16 protein-coding genes are annotated in these 16,609 nt (G+C 71.3%); 10 read left to right on the forward strand and 6 right to left on the reverse strand.

Features of this window, described 5'->3' with window-relative positions:
• Positions 1-37: 37 nt before the first annotated feature.
• From ACYSUO_RS16420 to ACYSUO_RS16435, 4 genes are all read right to left on the reverse strand, one after another.
• Positions 38-838, reverse strand: coding sequence for a GntR family transcriptional regulator (locus tag ACYSUO_RS16420; protein WP_461776864.1), 801 nt, complete (start codon positions 836-838; stop codon positions 38-40).
• Between the two features lie 65 nt (positions 839-903).
• On the reverse strand, positions 904-1,758 hold the full coding sequence (locus tag ACYSUO_RS16425; RefSeq protein WP_461776865.1) for a sulfite exporter TauE/SafE family protein: 855 nt from the start codon (positions 1,756-1,758) through the stop codon (positions 904-906).
• Positions 1,755-3,254 (reverse strand): MBL fold metallo-hydrolase, encoded by a 1,500-nt coding sequence (locus ACYSUO_RS16430; RefSeq protein ID WP_461776866.1) that lies wholly within the window; start codon positions 3,252-3,254, stop codon positions 1,755-1,757. Before ACYSUO_RS16430 ends, ACYSUO_RS16425 begins: the two co-directional genes overlap by 4 nt.
• Before the next feature lie 44 nt (positions 3,255-3,298).
• The gene (locus ACYSUO_RS16435; RefSeq protein ID WP_461776867.1) at positions 3,299-4,501 is read right to left on the reverse strand and encodes an NAD(P)/FAD-dependent oxidoreductase; all 1,203 of its coding nucleotides are present in this window, start codon (positions 4,499-4,501) and stop codon (positions 3,299-3,301) included.
• Between the two features lie 154 nt (positions 4,502-4,655).
• Between ACYSUO_RS16435 and ACYSUO_RS16440 the strand changes: the two genes are divergently transcribed.
• The 4 genes from ACYSUO_RS16440 to ACYSUO_RS16455 all read left to right on the forward strand — a co-directional run bounded on the left by ACYSUO_RS16440 (position 4,656) and on the right by ACYSUO_RS16455 (position 8,869).
• Complete coding sequence (locus ACYSUO_RS16440) at positions 4,656-5,549, forward strand: aminoglycoside phosphotransferase family protein (protein ID WP_461776868.1); 894 nt, start codon at positions 4,656-4,658, stop codon at positions 5,547-5,549.
• A 179-nt stretch (positions 5,550-5,728) separates the two neighbouring features.
• The gene (locus ACYSUO_RS16445; RefSeq protein WP_461776869.1) at positions 5,729-6,883 is read left to right on the forward strand and encodes a mandelate racemase/muconate lactonizing enzyme family protein; all 1,155 of its coding nucleotides are present in this window, start codon (positions 5,729-5,731) and stop codon (positions 6,881-6,883) included.
• A 72-nt stretch (positions 6,884-6,955) separates the two neighbouring features.
• A complete protein-coding gene (locus ACYSUO_RS16450) occupies positions 6,956-7,342 on the forward strand; it encodes a VOC family protein (RefSeq protein ID WP_461776870.1) in 387 nt (128 codons plus the stop codon).
• Between the two features lie 147 nt (positions 7,343-7,489).
• A complete protein-coding gene (locus tag ACYSUO_RS16455; RefSeq protein ID WP_461776871.1) occupies positions 7,490-8,869 on the forward strand; it encodes a C1 family peptidase in 1,380 nt (459 codons plus the stop codon).
• 8 nt (positions 8,870-8,877) lie between these two features.
• Here ACYSUO_RS16455 and ACYSUO_RS16460 read toward each other — a convergent pair whose 3' ends face one another.
• Positions 8,878-9,564 carry a hypothetical protein gene (locus tag ACYSUO_RS16460; RefSeq protein WP_461776872.1) on the reverse strand — a complete coding sequence of 229 codons (687 nt, stop codon included), beginning with the start codon at positions 9,562-9,564 and terminating at the stop codon, positions 8,878-8,880.
• Positions 9,565-9,637: 73 nt separating this feature from the next.
• Between ACYSUO_RS16460 and ACYSUO_RS16465 the strand changes: the two genes are divergently transcribed.
• Positions 9,638-10,177, forward strand: a complete 540-nt coding sequence (locus tag ACYSUO_RS16465; protein ID WP_461776873.1) for a flavin reductase — start codon at positions 9,638-9,640, stop codon at positions 10,175-10,177.
• Positions 10,178-10,188: 11 nt separating this feature from the next.
• Here the strand turns inward: ACYSUO_RS16465 and ACYSUO_RS16470 are convergent, their stop codons facing one another.
• A complete protein-coding gene (locus ACYSUO_RS16470; protein ID WP_461776874.1) occupies positions 10,189-11,151 on the reverse strand; it encodes an AraC-like ligand-binding domain-containing protein in 963 nt (320 codons plus the stop codon).
• Positions 11,152-11,306: 155 nt separating this feature from the next.
• Between ACYSUO_RS16470 and ACYSUO_RS16475 the strand changes: the two genes are divergently transcribed.
• From ACYSUO_RS16475 to ACYSUO_RS16495, 5 genes are all read left to right on the forward strand, one after another.
• Positions 11,307-12,764: an APC family permease gene (locus ACYSUO_RS16475; RefSeq protein ID WP_461776875.1), complete on the forward strand. Its 1,458-nt coding sequence runs from the start codon at positions 11,307-11,309 to the stop codon at positions 12,762-12,764.
• Complete coding sequence (locus ACYSUO_RS16480; RefSeq protein ID WP_461776876.1) at positions 12,761-13,393, forward strand: response regulator transcription factor; 633 nt, start codon at positions 12,761-12,763, stop codon at positions 13,391-13,393. The genes ACYSUO_RS16475 and ACYSUO_RS16480 overlap by 4 nt, the downstream gene beginning before the upstream one ends.
• Before the next feature lie 6 nt (positions 13,394-13,399).
• A complete protein-coding gene (locus ACYSUO_RS16485) occupies positions 13,400-14,929 on the forward strand; it encodes a PAS domain-containing sensor histidine kinase (protein WP_461776877.1) in 1,530 nt (509 codons plus the stop codon).
• Between the two features lie 125 nt (positions 14,930-15,054).
• The gene (locus ACYSUO_RS16490; RefSeq protein WP_461776878.1) at positions 15,055-16,167 is read left to right on the forward strand and encodes an acyl-CoA dehydrogenase family protein; all 1,113 of its coding nucleotides are present in this window, start codon (positions 15,055-15,057) and stop codon (positions 16,165-16,167) included.
• Between the two features lie 69 nt (positions 16,168-16,236).
• Positions 16,237-16,599 carry a hypothetical protein gene (locus tag ACYSUO_RS16495; protein WP_266716416.1) on the forward strand — a complete coding sequence of 121 codons (363 nt, stop codon included), beginning with the start codon at positions 16,237-16,239 and terminating at the stop codon, positions 16,597-16,599.
• Positions 16,600-16,609 lie beyond the last annotated feature (10 nt).

The following is a 16,609-nucleotide window of genomic DNA, read 5'->3' on the forward strand; positions in this document are numbered from 1 at the left end:
GCGGAGGCCCTGACATCAGCCGTTCCGTAACGGCCCGTCAGGGCGTCGGTACCGGTCCGCCCAGCCGGTAACCGTCGTCGGCCGAGAACGCCGCGGCCACGGCGAACCGGTCCGCGCGGACCAGGGTCTGGCGCCATTCGACCTGGCGATGGGCGGCGTCGTGGCCGAGGCGGTCGATCGCGAACAGCGCGGTGGACTCGGCGCAGTCGAGCATCGTGCGCTCCGCGCGCGTGGGCACCACGGCCCGGATGCGCTCCCAGCCGCCGCTGATGTGCGTACGGCAGTGACGTTCCAGCTCGTCGTAGAGCGAAGTGTGCGTGAAGTCGACGGACAGGAGCGGGCGGGCCACGTCCGCCGGGAGCCAGACGCGGTCGACGGCGAGCGGCTCCCCGTCGGCGAGCCGCAGACGTTCGAGGTGGACGAGGGGAGTGGACTCCTCCAGGCCGAGGCGGGCGGCGATGACACCGTCGGCACGCTCGTCGAGGCGGCGGACCACGCTGCGCTGGACGGCGCCGACCTCCTCGACGGAGCGGAAGAGGCTGTACGCCTCGCCGACCTTCTGCTCCAGCGGCCTGCTCGCCGCGAACCGGGACACCCTGCCCCGCTGCGCCGTGACCAAGCCCTCCGCGCGCAGCGTGCGCAGCGCCTCGCGGACGGTGTGCCGACTGACCTGGTATTCGGCGACGAGGTCGTGCTCACCGGGGAAGACGTCCCGGAACTCGCCGTCCTCGAGCCGCCGCAACAGGTCGGCGCGGAGCTGGGACCACAGCGGCTTGCCCTTGGACCGGGTGAGCGGACGGGGGCCGGACTGAGAGCTGCTGGTGGGCACGGGATGCATGCTCGTCGATTTACGGAGTCGGTGCAAACCCCCGTTACGGAGCCGGTGCAAACCTCCGGGCGCGCTCACACGAAGGCGTCCACCAGCATGAACGCGGCCGTCGCGAGCAGCAGGACCGCGAACGCGCGCTGCAATGCCGGTCCCGACAGCTTGGCCGCGAGGCGCCTGGCGTCCCACGCCCCGAGGATCGCGGCGCCGACGAAGGGGCCGAGCACCGCGGGGTCGATGGAGCTGCCCTCGGTCGTCAGGCGCGTGGTGAGCGAGACGAGTGAGTTGAGGAGGGTGACGACGAGGCTCGTGCCGACGGCCACCTGCATCGGCAGCCGCAGCACGGACACCAAGGTGGGTACGGCGAGGAAACCGCCGCCCACCCCCAGCAGGCCAGTCACCGCGCCGAGCCCGGCCCCGGCCCCGGCGGTCCGCAGCGGGCCGGCCCGGCCGGGTGTGGTGGCAGCGGTGACCGTCGCTTCCGACTCTCGTACTTGTACGGGGCCGGGGACGGGCCCCGCCGCCGCCCGCACCGGCGCCCCGGTGCTCGCGGGCGGCGCCTCCTCTCGGGCACGTGTGCCGCGCAGCATCACCGCCGCGGCCACCCCGGCCAAAACGGCGAACGCACCGGTCAGCAGGTTCTGCGGGAGCCGGTGCGCGAGCATCGACGCTCCGACCGTCGGCACCGCACCGACCGCCGCGAACAGGACGCCGGTCCGCCAGCGCACGGTTCCGGTGCCCGCGTGCCGGGCCAGGGCCGTGGCGGAGGTGACCGTGACGATGACCAGGCTGGTGGTGCCCGCGTCGGCCGGGTCGACGTCCAGGAGGTAGACGAGGGCCGGAACCGCGAGGACGCCACCGCCGCCGCCCAGCCCGCCGAGGGCCAGGCCGACCACGGCGCCGCAGAGCACCGCGAGGATCAGGGTGTTCACGCGGGGACGCCGCCCCCGTCGGCCGGATGCTCGACCGGGCCGTGCCATGCGGCGAAGCCACCGCGCAGGTCGTCGGCGTCGAAGCCGCGGGCCCGGAGAACGGAGGCGGCCACGGACGAGCGGTTGCCGCCGGCGCACATCACGACGAGTGGCTGATGCTGATGCGGCGTCAATTCGCCGATCCGTGCGACGAGTTCGGGCAGCGGGATGGTGCGGGCGTCGGGGAGGGTGCCGGTGTCGTGGATCTCGCCGGGGGCGCGTACGTCCAGCACGGTGAAGGGCCGGGGGCTTTCGGTGAGGCGGGTGGCGAGCGCCTCCGCCTCCACGCGCGGCATCGACGTCACGTGCTCGGCGCTCAGGGTGTCGGCGGGCAGGGCGCCGAGGACCCGGTCGTAGCCGATGCGGGCGAGGCGGTTGCGGGCCTCGCGCGCCGTGCCGGGGTCCCCGCACAGGACGAGGTCGGCCCCGGCCGGAAGCACCTCGCCGCAGAGTTCGGCGAAGCGGCCGCCGAGCGGGACGTTGACCGAGCCGGGCAGGTGGGCGGCGGCGAAGGCGTCCGGTGCCCGGGTGTCGAGGACGGTCGCGCCGTCGCCGACGGCCCGCCGTGCGGCGTCCGGGGTGAGTGCGGGCACGGGGGCGTCCTCGTCGAGCACCGGACGTGCCTCGCGGTTGCGCTCGGACGTGAACGAGAAGTAGGCGGGCGCCGCGGACTGGCCGGATGTCACGACCTCGACGAACGCGTCCTCGGACATGTCGGCCAGCGCGTAGTTGCTGACGCGCTGGGTGCCGAGCGTGCAACTCAGCTCGGCCGACAGGTTCTTGCCGCAGGAGGAGCCGGCCCCGTGTGCGGGGAAGACGCGGGTCTCGTCGGGGAGGGTGAGCAGGTGCTCGCGGGTGGAGCGGTAGAGGGCGCGGGCCATGTCCTCCGCCGACCGGCCGCGCGCGCTGAGCAGATCGGGGCGGCCCACGTCGCCGATGAACAGGGTGTCGCCGGTGAGGACGCCGTAGGGGACGGGGTCGGCCGCGTGCTCGCGTACGACGACGCAGACCGACTCCGGGGTGTGTCCGGGGGTGTGGAGGATCTGGAGGTCGACCTCACCGAGGCCGAGGTGTTGGCCGTCCGCGAGGGGGTCGGTGTCGAAGTCGACGTCGGCGGCGGAGCCGTAGGAGATGGGGGCGCCGGTGCGCTCGGCCAGCTCGAGGTGGCCGGAGAGGAAGTCGGCGTGGACGTGGGTCTCGATGACGCGCTCGATGGTGAGGCCGTGGTGTGCGGCGGTGGCGAGGTACTCGTTGACATCGCGCTGGGGGTCGACCACGACGGCGCGGCCCGTGGTGCGGTCGCCGATGAGGTACGAGGCGTGCGAGAGGCAGTCGAGGTAGAACTGCACGAATATCAGCGGGCCGGTGCCGTCGTGTATCAGCGGTCCGGTGCCGTCGTCGGTGACGGGATCTTGGGGGATGGCGGGCTCCTGGGACATGACGGACTCCTTGGGCATGGCGGACTCCTGGGTGATGACGCTGCTTGGGGAAGGCGTGCGGGTCACGCGAGCCCGCGGAGCATGAGGTTCCAGTACAGGAACGGCAGACCGTGCCGCTTGAGGTACCACATGTCGGTGCGCTCGCGGACCGTGTCGATCAGCGGGATCGACGGGGCGGGCCGCCCGCTGTAGTCGAACTCGGCGAGCAGCATCTTGTTGCGGGCCGTGGTCAGCGGGCACGAGGAGTAGCCGTTGTAGACGGCGAGCGGTTCCTGGCCGTGCGCCGTCGCGAGCAGGTTCTCGACGACCACGGGCGCCTGCTGGCGTACGGCCGCGCCGGTCTTGGAGTTGGGCGAGGAACCGGCGTCGCCGAGGGCCCAGATGTTGGGGTACCGGACGTGCCGCATCGTGTGCTTGTCGATCTCGACGTAGCCGGCCGGGTTGGCGGCGTCCGCGAGCGGGCTCCGCTTGATCCAGTCCGGGGCGCTCTGCGGCGGTACGAGATGGGCCATGTCGTACGGGAGGGTCCTCTTGCTGCCCGTACCGATGTCGCTGACGACGACCTCGCGGGCCTCGGGCCGGACCTCGGTGATCTCGCTGCCGTAGTGGACGTGGATGCCGTACCGGCGGGCCACGCCCTCAAGGACCCGCGCGAACTCCGGAACACCGAAGATGGTGTCCGTCGGGAGCACCAGGTGGATGTCCATCCGGCCGAGAACGCCCTCCCGGCGCCAGTGGTCGGCGGCGAGGTAGGCGATCTTCTGCGGGGCGCCGCCGCACTTGATGGCTCCGGGCGGCATGCCGAACACGGCGCTGCCCGAGCGGGTCTCGCGGATGAAACGCCAGGTCGCGGGCGCGGTGTGCGGAAGGTAGTTGCTGGAGAGCCCGTTCTGGCCGAGTCCGTCCGCAAGGCCGGGCACGCCGTCCCAGTCCAGCTGGATGCCGGCGCAGACCACGAGGTGGTCGTAGTGCACGACGCCGCCGTCGTCGAGGGTCACCTCCTGGGCGTCCGGATCGACGGCGACCGCGGCGCGCCGGATCCACCGGACGCCCTTCGGCATCACGGACTTCTGCGGCCGGACGCTCTCCTTCAGCGGCGCTCGTCCGCCCCCGACCAGCGTCCACAGCGGCTGGTAGTAGTGCCGCTCGCTCGGGTCGAGGACCGCGACGTCCCGCTCGCCGGCACGACGGAGCCGCGCCGCGACCGAGATGCCGGCGGAGCCGCCGCCCACGATCACCGTCCGGTGGTGCTGTGTGGTCACCAAGGGAATCCCTCCCGTGAATGTACGTACATCTACGCTAGAGCGTGCGACCGCTGGCGTACAAGCGGCTGAGGGTGATCTGGCTCAAGTTGTACGTACATTTAAGGGTGGGGTAAAGGAGGTGCGGGAGGTGGTGCGCGCCGTAGAAGGTGTGTGCGTGCACATCGACACCGCCCTGACCCGCAGACTCGTCGACGCGCAGTTCCCGCAGTGGGCGGGCCTGCCGCTGGAGCGCGTCGAACCGGGTGGCTCGGACCATGTCATCCATCGGCTCGGCACCGAGCTCGCGGTGCGGATGCCCCGGCACACCGGGCCGCTCGGCGGGCTGCACAAGGAGTTCGCCTGGCTGCCCAGACTCGCCCCGCGCCTGCCCCTCGCCGTGCCCGTCCCGGTGGCGCAGGGCCGTCCAGGCTTCGGCTACCCGTGGCCCTGGTCGGTCTCCCGCTGGCTGGACGGAGAGACGGCCGACGCCGGGAAGTTGGGCGACGACACCGCCGTCGCTGGTGAACTGGCCGCGTTTCTCCGTGCGTTGTGGAACTTCGGCCGGATCCACCGGCCCGCGCCGGGGCCCGCCGCGGTCCCGCCCCCGGAGCCACTGGCGGACCGTGACCGTGACACGCGCGCGGCGATCGCGCTGGCCGCGGACGCCTTCGATGCGGAGGCGATGGCCGAGGTGTGGGACGCGGCGCTGGCCGCCGAACCCTGGGGCCGGCCGCCGGTGTGGGTCCACGGCGACTTCCACACCGGCAACCTGCTCACCGTCGACGGTCGCCTCGGCGCGGTGATCGACTTCAGTGGCCTGGCCTACGGGGACCCGGCCACCGACCTGATGATGGCCTACTCGTTGATGACGGCGCCCAGTCGGGCGGTCTTCCGCAACGCCCTCGGGGTGGACGACGCCACCTGGGCGCGCGGTCGCGGCTGGGGCCTGACCGGTGGCCTCATCGCGTACGCCGCCTACGCCCACGAGTCGCCGGGAATCGCGGCGGTGACCACCCGTCAGATACAGGCTGTGCTGGAGGACTTGGCGGCGCATCCCGCAGAGAGCTGAGGGACGTGTGACCAGGTCCGCGTGATTGATGTGCCGTGGGTATCGCGAGATCCAGAAAGAGTGTTGGACGCGAATCACCCGCAGTCGTAGCGTCCTCTCATCCCCAGTGACTCCCTTCCAGAGGGCCCCCGCGGCTGGCGCCGACGCCCGGCGGAAGTCGACGGAAGGAGATCAGCAGCATGACGCTGGACGACGCGGCGCCGGTCATCGAGTCGATCGACATTCTGCGCGTGGCCATCCCCTACGACAGCGGGCGCAGGCGCCCCACCACCGTGGGGGACACGACACTGAACGCGGCCGCCGCGTCGGTGGAGCGCATGGAGTGCCTGCTGGTGAAGGTCGTCGACTCCGACGGGCGGACCGGTTGGGGCGAGGCGTTCGGGCACGCCGTGAACCCGGTGACGTTCGCCGCCCTGCGCGACCTGGTCGGTCCGCTGTACCTCGGCACACCGGCCCGCCCCGGCGCCGCCCCGCAGGCGGACCACGCGCTGCACGCCTTCGGCCGCGCCGGCCCCGTGCTGTTCGCCCAGTCGGGGATCGACATCGCCCTCTGGGACCTCGCCGCGCAGCGCGCCGGACTCCCGCTGCGCCGACTGCTGAACTCGCACGCCGCCGATCAGGTCGAGTCCTACGCCAGCCTCATGGTGTACGACAACGAGCCGGAGGAGATTGCCCACCGCACCAAGTACGCGGTGGAGCAGGGGTTTCGCGGCATCAAGCTGCACGAGACCGAGTACGAGGCGATCGCCGCCGCGCGCGCCGTACTGCCGGACGGCGTCGAACTCATGGTGGATGTCAACTGCCCCTGGACGCCGGACGAGGCCGAGCGCCGGATGGAACGGCTGCGGGACCTCGACCTGACCTGGTTGGAGGAGCCGGTCTTCCCACCGGACGACGCGGCCGCCCTCGCCGGGCTGCGGGCCACCGGCGTCCCGGTCGCGACCGGCGAGAACGCCTCGGGGCCCGCCGGTTTCGCCGCGCTCTTCGCGCGCCGGGCCTGCGACGTGGCACAGCCCAGCGTCTCGAAGATCGGCGGCATCAGCGGCCTCCTCGAGGTCGGCCTGCTGGCGAGGACACACGGCGTACGGGTCGTGCCGCACAACTTCGCCTGCGGCCCGGCCGCCCTCGCCACCGCCCAGTACCTGGCCGCGTACCAGCCCACCACACGCCTCGAAGTCCCGCTCGTGACCTGGCCCGTGCGGCTGCACGAGGCCCAGGCGTGGGAGCCCGTGACCGGCCTCTCCGGCGACCCCGGCCTCGGATTCGTCCCAGACCAACGCGTCCTCGACGACCACCTGATCGACTCCGCGCGCCTCGTTCCTCAGGGGGAATAGCCCTTGCCGTCGGGCGGCTGCTGGACTAGGCAGTTCATGACCGCGCAACCGACAGAGACGGGGATCCCACCCATGCGAGTCAAAGCTCTCGATCACTTGGTGCTGAACGTGGCCGACGTCGACAAGTCGCTGGAGTTCTACTCCGGCCGCCTTGGGCTCGCGCCCGAGCGCGTGGAGGAGTGGCGGGCCGGGAAGGTGCCGTTCCCGTCCGTGCGCATCGACGACAGCACGGTCATCGACCTGTTCGCCACCGCGCGGGTCGAGTCCAACGTCGACCATTTTTGTCTTGTGGTCGACCCGCTGGACTGGCAGGGGGTCATCGACTCGGGGGAGTTCGAGGTTTTGGAGGGGCCCGTGCCTCGGTGGGGTGCGCGGGGGCAGGCGCAGTCGGTGTACGTGAAGGACCCGGACGGGAACACGGTCGAACTGCGGTGGTATCCGCAGGACGTCGAGGGCTGAGTCGAGGGCTGTGTCGGACCGACGATCATGAACACCGGTCCGTTGACTGGCTAGAACGGCCGTGCGACGGTGAAAGAGCGTTGCCCCTTTTACCTGCCCAGGCCCCGTGCGAGCACGGGGCCGCTTCAAGAATGGGAAGCGGACACTGTGACGCTCGGACATGCCCAAACCCCTCAGCCCACCGACGCTCCGGCCGACAGCGACCGCAGTCTCACTCCGGCACAACTCGAGGCCTACGAAAAGGAGTTCGCCGCCCGCCCCGCGAACCGGCTGATGCAGAACGCCGTGACGCAGACGACGGTGGACGACATAGCCCTGGACCGGCGGATCGTCACCGCCATCGACCACTCGGTCTCGCACCACCTGGACGACTGGAAGGTCACCAACCAGAAGCGCAGCGGCCGCTGTTGGATGTTCGCCGGCCTCAATCTGCTGCGTGTCGGCGCCGCGGAGAAGCTCGGCGTGAAGGACTTCGAGTTCTCCCAGAACTACGTGCTGTGGTGGGACAAGTTCGAGCGCGCGAACCACTTCCTCGAGAGCGTCATCGACACCTCCGATCGCGACGTCGACGACCGTACGGTGGCGCACCTGCTCGGTGACCCGATCAGCGACGGCGGGCAGTGGAACATGTTCGTGGCGTTGGTCGCCAAGCACGGCCTCGTGCCCAAGTCGGCGATGCCGGAGACCGAGAGCTCGTCGGCGACCGGGCCCATGAACCGGGCCCTGATGAGTCTGCTGCGGCAGGGCGCCCGTGATCTGCGGCGCGCCGCGGCCGAGGGTGCGGAGGCGCAGCGGGCGCGCAAGGCGGAGGTGCTCGGCGCCGTGCACCGCGTGCTCAGCATCCACCTCGGCACACCGCCGCAGACGTTCCTGTGGCAGTGGCGGGACAAGGACCAGGAGTTCCACCGCGAAGGCTGGATGACACCGACCCAGTTCGCCGAGGCGTACGTACAGATACCCCTCGACGAGTACGTGTGCCTCGTCCACGACCCGCGCGAGTCGAGCCCGGCGGGGCGCACCTTCACCGTCGAGCACCTGGGCAATATCGTCGAGGCGCCGCCCGTGGTCTACCTCAACGCGGACATCGACCTGCTGAAGCGGCTCACCATGGAGGCCGTCGTGGGCGGCGAGCCCGTCTGGTTCGGCTGCGACGTCGCCCAGCAGATGCGCCCCGACCTCGGTATCTGGGACGCCGAGCTCTTCGACTACGAGTCCGTGTACGACGCGTCGTTCGAGCTCGACAAGGCGGACCGGCTCCTCCACCACGAGACCCAGATGACCCACGCGATGCTCTTCACCGGCGTCGACGTGGTGGACGGTACGCCGCGCCGGTGGCGGGTCGAGAACAGCTGGGGCGAGGAGAAGGCCGACAAGGGCTTCTGGACCATGAACGACTCGTGGTTCGGCGAGCACGTCTTCGAGGTCGCGGTCCGCCGCTCGGCGCTGCCGCCGGAGCTCTCCGCCGCCCTCGACGAGCCGCCGATCGTGCTGCCGGCCTGGGACCCGATGGGCGCGCTCGCCCACTGATCGGATCGTCAGGGGAGCACCGGTGAGTCCGGGGACATGACGACCGCCTCCAGGTCCGGGTGCTCGAGCACCTGCTCCGCCGTGGCGGCGGAGCAGGCGATCCACGTCGCCGTGAGATCGGTGTCTCCGTGCACGAACCAGGAGCGGTCGGCGGGCCACCACAGGTCGGGTACGAGGGCGTTGACCACGTCGGCGCCCTCCCCGACCTCACCCGCGACCGTCATGGCGAGGGCAGTCACCGAGGCGACCGGGCCGTGGAACACGGGGTACCCGCGGTGCGGGAGTTCGAGGCGGGGCGCGTCCGTGATGTCGACGGCCGGTCGCGCCTGCCATGACACCGCGCTCGTCCCGCTCACGAGCAGGGCAGTCACCGCACTGTCGTCGAAGTAGCCGCACCCCTCCCACACCCCGAAGTAGCAGTCGTCCGGTGTGGCCGTGCACTTCTCCAGGACCGACGCCAACGGCGCGGCCAGCGGGCCCGGCAGCGTACCCTCGCCCGGCCCGTCGTCCGCATCCGTGTCGTCGTCCTCGTCCTCGTCGGACCCGGCCGGATGCAGCACGCGGACGTACCGCTCGTAGCCGGCGGGCAGCAGCGAGCCGACCATGCCGGCCGCGAAGTCCGGCAGCGCGGCGCGGACCCATGCGGTCGGGGTCAGGTCATGGCAGAGCGTCAGCCCTGCGGGGAGTGAAGGCATAGGGGAAATCCTTAAGGCGACCGAAGGAACTCTCAATATCGCAGGCCACCTGCCGCGCCCTACGGTGACAGCCATGACACCCGTGACTCGCAGGGCAGCGGCGGACCAACTCACCTCGAACCAACGATCGTTCCGTGACGCGATGGCGAACCTCTCCGCAGGCGTCAACATCGTCACCACGGACGGACCGCGCGGACGCGCCGGCATCACGGTGAGCGCGGCCTGCTCCGTCACCGACGACCCGCCCACCATGCTCGTCTGCATCAACCGGTCGAGCCGCAGCCACGACCTGTTCACGGAGAACGGTCGGGTCTGCGTCAACGTCCTCGGCCCCGACCACGCCGACGTCGCCAAGGCCTTCGCGGGCGGCGTGCCCCCCGAGGAACGCTTCGCGGCCTGCGGCGACGTATGGGACCACGCACTCGCCGATGTTCCGGTGCTCAAGGGCTCCGCCGCCTCCGTCGTCGGGCGCGTCACCGGCACCGCCGAACAGGGTTCGCACACCGTGATGTTCATCGAGGCGGAGCGGGTGCTCGTCGGGGAGGACGGGGCGGGCGCGCTGGTCTACTTCCGCCGCCGGTTCCACTCGATCCCCACGTCGCTGACCGCGTGACAGGGGCGCGACTACGCCGCCGGCTCCGCGAGCGCGTGGCGGCGGAAGTCGCGCGGTGTCCGGCCGTACGCCGTCTTGAACACCCGGCTGAAGTGGCGGCCGTCCAGCAGCCCCCAGCGCGCGGCGATCATGCCGATGGGCTGCCGGGCCGCCGCCGGGTTCGCCAGATCCCGCGCGCACCGCTCCAGGCGGCGCGTCCGGATCCAGCCCGCGACCGTCTGGTCCTCGGCGGCGAACAGCTTGAACAGATAGCGGCGGGAGATCCCGTGCGCCTCGGCGATCGAGTCCGGCGTGAGGTCGGGGTCGGGGAGGCGGCTGTCGATGTGCGCGCGGATCCGCAGCATCATCGCGTGCCCCGGTTCCGTGGGCGCCGCACGGTCGAGGCGCTCCGACACCAGCGCCGTCATCAGGGACGCCGCCCCGTCCGCGAGCCCGGCCGCCGCGGGCCCCGCGCAGGTCCTGGCCTGCTCGCCGAGCGAGCGCAGGAAGGGCCCCACCACGGCCGCCGCCCCGCCGCTCTCCCCGGTCAGCCGGCGCGCCGTGAGGCCGCGCACCGCCTCGGGCCGCACCGGCAGCATCGCCCGCGGCACCAGCATCAGCACGGTGCGAAAAGCGGTGTCGTAGCGGAACGCGTACGGGCGCGTGGTGTCGCAGATCGCGAGGTCGCCGGGGCCCAACGCCCCCTGCGCGCCGTCCTGTTCGACGACACATGCGCCCGCGACCTGAAGCGCCACCTTGTAGTGGTCGTCCTCGCTCCGCGCCGCCAGCCGCTCCGTGCGCCGCACCCGCAGCGGTCCCGCGCTGATGGAGCCGAGCAGAAGCTGCCCCAGCGCGTCGCAGGTGGCGGTGCCGTGGAAGGCGCCCGCCGCGACCGGCCTGGTGTCGAGCCCGCCGAACACGTGCGACATCTCCTGCGCCCAGTGGTCGAAGCGGTCGTCCCGGGCGACGCCGTCGGTGGTCACGTACGAAGGCATGCTGCGCTCCACCCGCCGGAGGACTTTGGATCAACGTAGTCCGAACTTACGTGCATGCAAAGGCGGAAACGGATGCACGTACCCGCACTCCGGCACCGCCCGCCGCGCGCAAAGTACGTCCCGAACCGATCGAACTCCGGCCGCAAGGAGACCTCGTGACCGTGCAGTCCGCAGAACCGGAACCGCGCACCCGGCTGCGCAAGGGCGCCGTGGGCGTGGCCGGCATGGTGTTCTTCGTGCTGTCCGCGCAGGCGCCCCTCACCGGCGTCGCGGGAACCCTGCCCATTCCGCTCGGCCTCGGCAACGGCGGCGCCGCGCCCGCCGTCTATCTCGTGGTCGGCGTCATGGTCGGCCTGTTCGCCGTCGGGTTCATCGCGATGAGCCGGCACGTGACCGACGCCGGCGCCTTCTACGCGTACGTGACACGCGGCCTCGGCCGACCGCTCGGCGTCGGCGCCTCGCAAGCCGCGATCCTCTGCTACAGCGCGACACAGGCCGCGCTCTACGGCCTGTACGGCGTGGTGGCGCAGGGACTCGGACAGCGCTACCTCTCGCTCGACCTGCCGTGGTGGGCGTGGACGCTCGCCACGATGCTCCTCGTGCAGGCGCTCGGCTCGCTGAACATCGAGCTGGGGGCCCGTCTGCTCGCCGTGCTCGTCGTCGCCGAGACCTCGGTGCTGCTGCTGTTCGCGGGCCACCAACTCCTCGGCGGCGGCGGCCCGAACGGCCTCGACATCGCCGGGTCGTTCGCCCCGTCCGCCTTCTTCACCGGCGCGCCCGGCGTGGCGCTGACCTTCGCGATCGGCTGTCTCCTCGGGTTCGAGTCGACCGCCCTGTACGCGAAGGAGGCACGGGACCCCGCGCGGACAGTGCCCCGAGCCACCTATGTGTCGGTCGCGGTGATCTCGCTGTTCTTCGCCCTCGTCTCCTGGATGATCGTGAGCTACTACGGCGCGGACCGGGTGCAGGGTGCGGCACTTGACGCACTGCGCGAGGGCGATGCCACGTCCGTCGTCCTCACACCCCTCACGCACACGCTCGGCGGCTGGGCCGGTGATGTCACGCAGATCCTGCTCGCCAGTTCGCTGCTCGCGGGCGTCGTCGCCTTCCACAACGGGATCAACCGCTACTTCCACTCCCTGGGCACGACCGGGGTGCTGCCCCGCGGGCTCGCCCGCACCAACCGGCACGGGGCGCCCTACGCGGCGAGCCTGGCGCAGACGGTGCTCGCCGCCGCCCTCGTCGTGCCGTTCGCCCTCGCCGGGGCCGATCCGGTGCTCACGCTGCTGACCTGGGGCGGCGGTGTCAGCGTCCTCGCACTGATGCTGCTGTACCTGCTGACCTCGGTGTCCGTGATCGTGTTCTTCCGCAGGAACCGGCTCGATGGGAGGATCTGGCACACCATGCTCGCCCCACTGCTCGCGATCGCCCTGCTGTGCGGCGCGACCGTACTGGCGCTGCGCAACTTCACCACCCTGGTCTCCGCGTCCGGCACCACGGCGCTGATCCTGGAACTGACCGTGGTCGCGGTGTTCGCCGGGGGAGTGGTCCTCGGCCTCCTGCGGCCCGGCCGGGCGGAGGCACGTACGCACGAAGGAAGCGAGGAATCATGACAGGTGAACCGGCGGCCGACCTCGTCTACGTGCTCGACGACGACGAGCAACTGTGCCTCTCCCTGGCCTGGTTGCTGGAGTCGGTGCACATCAAGACGGAGTGGTTCACCGACGCCGACGCCTTCCTCGACGCCTTCGACCCGGACCGCCCGGCCTGCCTCGTCCTCGACGTACGCATGCCGGGCATCGGCGGATTCCACGTACAGGAACTCCTCAACGCCCAGGGCGCGGCCCTGCCCATCGTCTTCGTGTCCGCGCACGGCGACATCCCCATGTCGGTGCGCGCACTGCAGGCCGGAGCCGTCGACTTCCTGGAGAAGCCCTACGATCCCCAGCGGCTGCTCGACATCCTGCAGAACGCGCTGCGGGAGGCGGGCGAGCGCTACGCGCGCCGAACCGAGCAGCGCTCCCTGCGCGAGCGGATCACCCACCTCAGCCCGCGCGAACGCGAGATCCTGCGCCAGGTCGTCGAGGGCGTCCCCAGCAAGGTGATCGCCCGGCAGCTCGGCATCAGCCTGAAGACGGTCGACGCCCACCGTGCGCGCATCCGCGAGAAGACGGACGCCGACACACTCGGCGCGCTCATCGGCGACATGATGCGCTGCGGCCTGCGCCCCGAGGAGGTGTGACGGCCGATGCCCGCCACCGCCGACCTCGCCTGCCCCGACCTGGTCCGCCTCTTCGAGGCCGTCGACCACTGCGTCCTGGTGCACGACGCCCGCACCAAGGACATCCTGTGGGCCAACCCCGCCGCACGCACCGCGCTCGGCTTCACCCTCGACGAGCTCAAGCCGCTCAAGGCCCCCGACATGAGCTCCAACGCGGCGCAGTACGCGCGGCACATCGGTGTCGCCTGGCTGCAGCGGGCCGCCGACGAGGGCCGCAGCCGCATCGAGTGGTGCTACCGGTCGAAGTCCGGCACCGACATCCTCAGCGAGGCGCTCGCCAAGCGCGTGGAACTGTCGGCCGGACCCGTCGTCATGGTGCAGTTCCGCGACATCGCCGAGGAGAAGGCCACCCGCCGCGATCTGACCCGCACCGAGGCCCGGCTGCAGGCGTTCCTGCGCAACCTCGACGAGGGCATCGTCGTGCTCGACGACGACGGCCGGATCGTCTTCGCGGGCGAATCCGCGGGCATCCTGCTCGACCGGGACCCCGACGCCATGCTCGGCACGGACTTCACCGAGTTCCTCGCGGCCGACTCCGGCGCCGTCCTGCGCGACGTACTGAAGGACACCTCACGCGGCGGCCGCCCCACCGACACCCGCTACCGGCTCTCGGTACCCGACGGCGCGGGCGGCGGCCCCGACCGCTGGTTCGCGGCGCGCTGCCAGTACATCGACATCGAGAACGACCTGCGGGGACTGCTGCTCCTCTTCCACGACATCACCGACACGGTGCACACCGAGGAGGAACACCGGCGCGACGCCCAGTACCTCAACCACCTGGCCCGCTACAACGCCATGGGCGACATGGCGATGGCCATCGCCCACGAGGTCAGCCAGCCCATCGCGGCCGCCCACAACTTCGTCGCGGGCGCCCTCGGCCGCATCGACGACACCCCGGAGCCCGGCCCGCTGCGCTGGGGCCTCGACCACGCCACCCGCCAACTGGAGCGCGCCACCACCATCCTGTCGAGCCTGCGCGCCTACGTGGTGCGCCTGGAGGACGCGAAACGCTCCGTCGACCTGGGCGACGTCGTCGCCGACTGCGCGTACTTCGTCGACGTACGGGCCAGGGCGCACCAGGTCGCCGTGCGCTGGGAACCCACGGAAGCCGACCTCCCCGTCAGCTGCGAGAAGGTGCTCATCGGGCAGGTCGTCATGAACCTCGCCTTCAACGCCGTTGAGGAGATGGCCCGTTGGCCCGACGAACCGGGGGAGGTCACCATCGCCACCCGCAGGGACGCCGACTGCGCGGAGGTCGAGGTGCGCGACACCGGCGGCGGACTGCCGGCCTCGTCGGACGGGCGGATCTTCGACGGCGTGTTCACCTCGAAGGGCAACGGACACGGCATCGGCCTCGCCCTGAGCCATCGCATCATCACCCGCCACGGCGGCGAGATCGAGGCGTTCCCCAACTCCCCGCGCGGCACCGTCTTCCGGTTCAGGCTGCCGCTGCGCGGCGCCGCGGGCAACGGGGACGCCGCGGGTGCCGGGGCGTAAACGATCAGGGAAATCCCCTACACGTCCCTACTGATTCCCAATTGTTGGCGCAGAAGGCCGCGCCTAGTTTTGTCCGTGAAACGAGTTCGAGCGATCAACTCGCCGGTCAGGCAGGGGAATGACGCATGACGCAGACATTGGACAACGTGCTGGACCTGGTGGCCGAGCGCAGGGCGGAATTCGAGAACGGGCGCCACGTACCGCGCGACATGATCGCCGAATTCAAGAAGGCGGGCCTCTACCGCGCCAGCGCACCCCGGCGTTTCGGCGGCGAACCGCTGCCACCGGCCGAATTCCTGCACCTGATCGAGCGGATATCGCGGGTCGACGGATCGGCCGGCTGGGTCGCGAGTTTCGGCTCCTCCCTGATCTATCTCGCGGCGCTGCCGCTGGAGACCCAGAAGCAGCTGTACGCGGACGGGCCCGATGTCGCCTTCGCCGGCGGCCTCTTTCCCGTCCAGCCCGCCGAACCGGTCGACGGCGGCTACCGGGTCTCGGGCCGCTGGAAGTTCGCGAGCGGCTGCAAGGGCGCCGACGTCCTCGGCGTCGGCATCAAGGTCGGCGAGGACCGGGCCGGTCGGCCGCGCACCGCGGTGCTGCGCCCCGAGGACGTCGAGATCGTCGAGAACTGGGACGTCATCGGGATGCGCGGCACCGGCAGCCACGACCTCGCCGTCGACGGCGTCGTCGTCCCCGAGGAGTGGACCTTCGTCCGCGGCGGCGAGCCGACCGTCGACGAACCGCTCTACCGCTACCCGGCCGTCCCGTACGCGGCGCAGGTCCTCGCCGTCGTCGGCCTCGGCGTGGCGCGTGCCGCGCTCGACCAGGTCATCACCGAGGGCGGGCGCGCCAGTTACACCGGAGGTCCTGTCGCCGCCGACCGGGCCGCGTACCGGATCGCGGTGGGCCGGGCGGAGGCCCGGCTGCGCTCGGCCCGCGCCTTCTTCTACGAGATCACCGAAGAGGTGTGGGAGACCGTGCTGGGCGGCGACCCGGCCACCGCCCACCAGGCGAGCCTGCTGCGCCTCGCCTCCACGACCCTCGCGCAGGACTCCTTCGACGTCGCCCGCACCGCCTACCAGCTCGCGGGCATCCGGGCCATCGCGGACGGCAGCCCGATGCAGCGCTATCTGCGTGACGCCTCCGTCGTGCCGCAGCACGCGTTCTTGCAGGAGGGCCTGTACGACGGGGCGGGGGCGGTGCTCATGGGCGTCGAGCCGTTCCCCGGATACCTCTGAACCCGATCCGGCCATCTCTGAACTCGACCCGCCCAGTTCCGAATCCTGTTCACGAAAGGCGACCCCACCATGTCCACTTCCCCCCAGGCACCTCTGCGGGTGCTGTTCTGCATCGGCGTCAACCAGAACTTCTTCGACCTCCCGACCGGGCAGGGCAAGGCGGTCTGGGACGGCTTCACCAGCATGCTCCGCCAGCTGCACGAACTGCCGGGCGTCAACGTGATTGGCACCATCGACGACGACCAGCACATGGTCGGCCCCTCCGGCTCCTGGCCCTGGACCAGCTATGTCCTCGCCGACGTCGTGGACCAGCCGACGGTCGCCGCGGCCTGCAACCTCTTCCGTACCGTGCAGGTCGGCGAGTACGGCCTGTGGCGGTACATGAAGATCGAGGCCCGCGTCGGCCGGCCGCTGCCGGACGTGACGAAGTGAGCCCGGAGGG

The sequence above is a fragment of the Streptomyces sp. UC4497 genome, assembly GCF_054871485.1.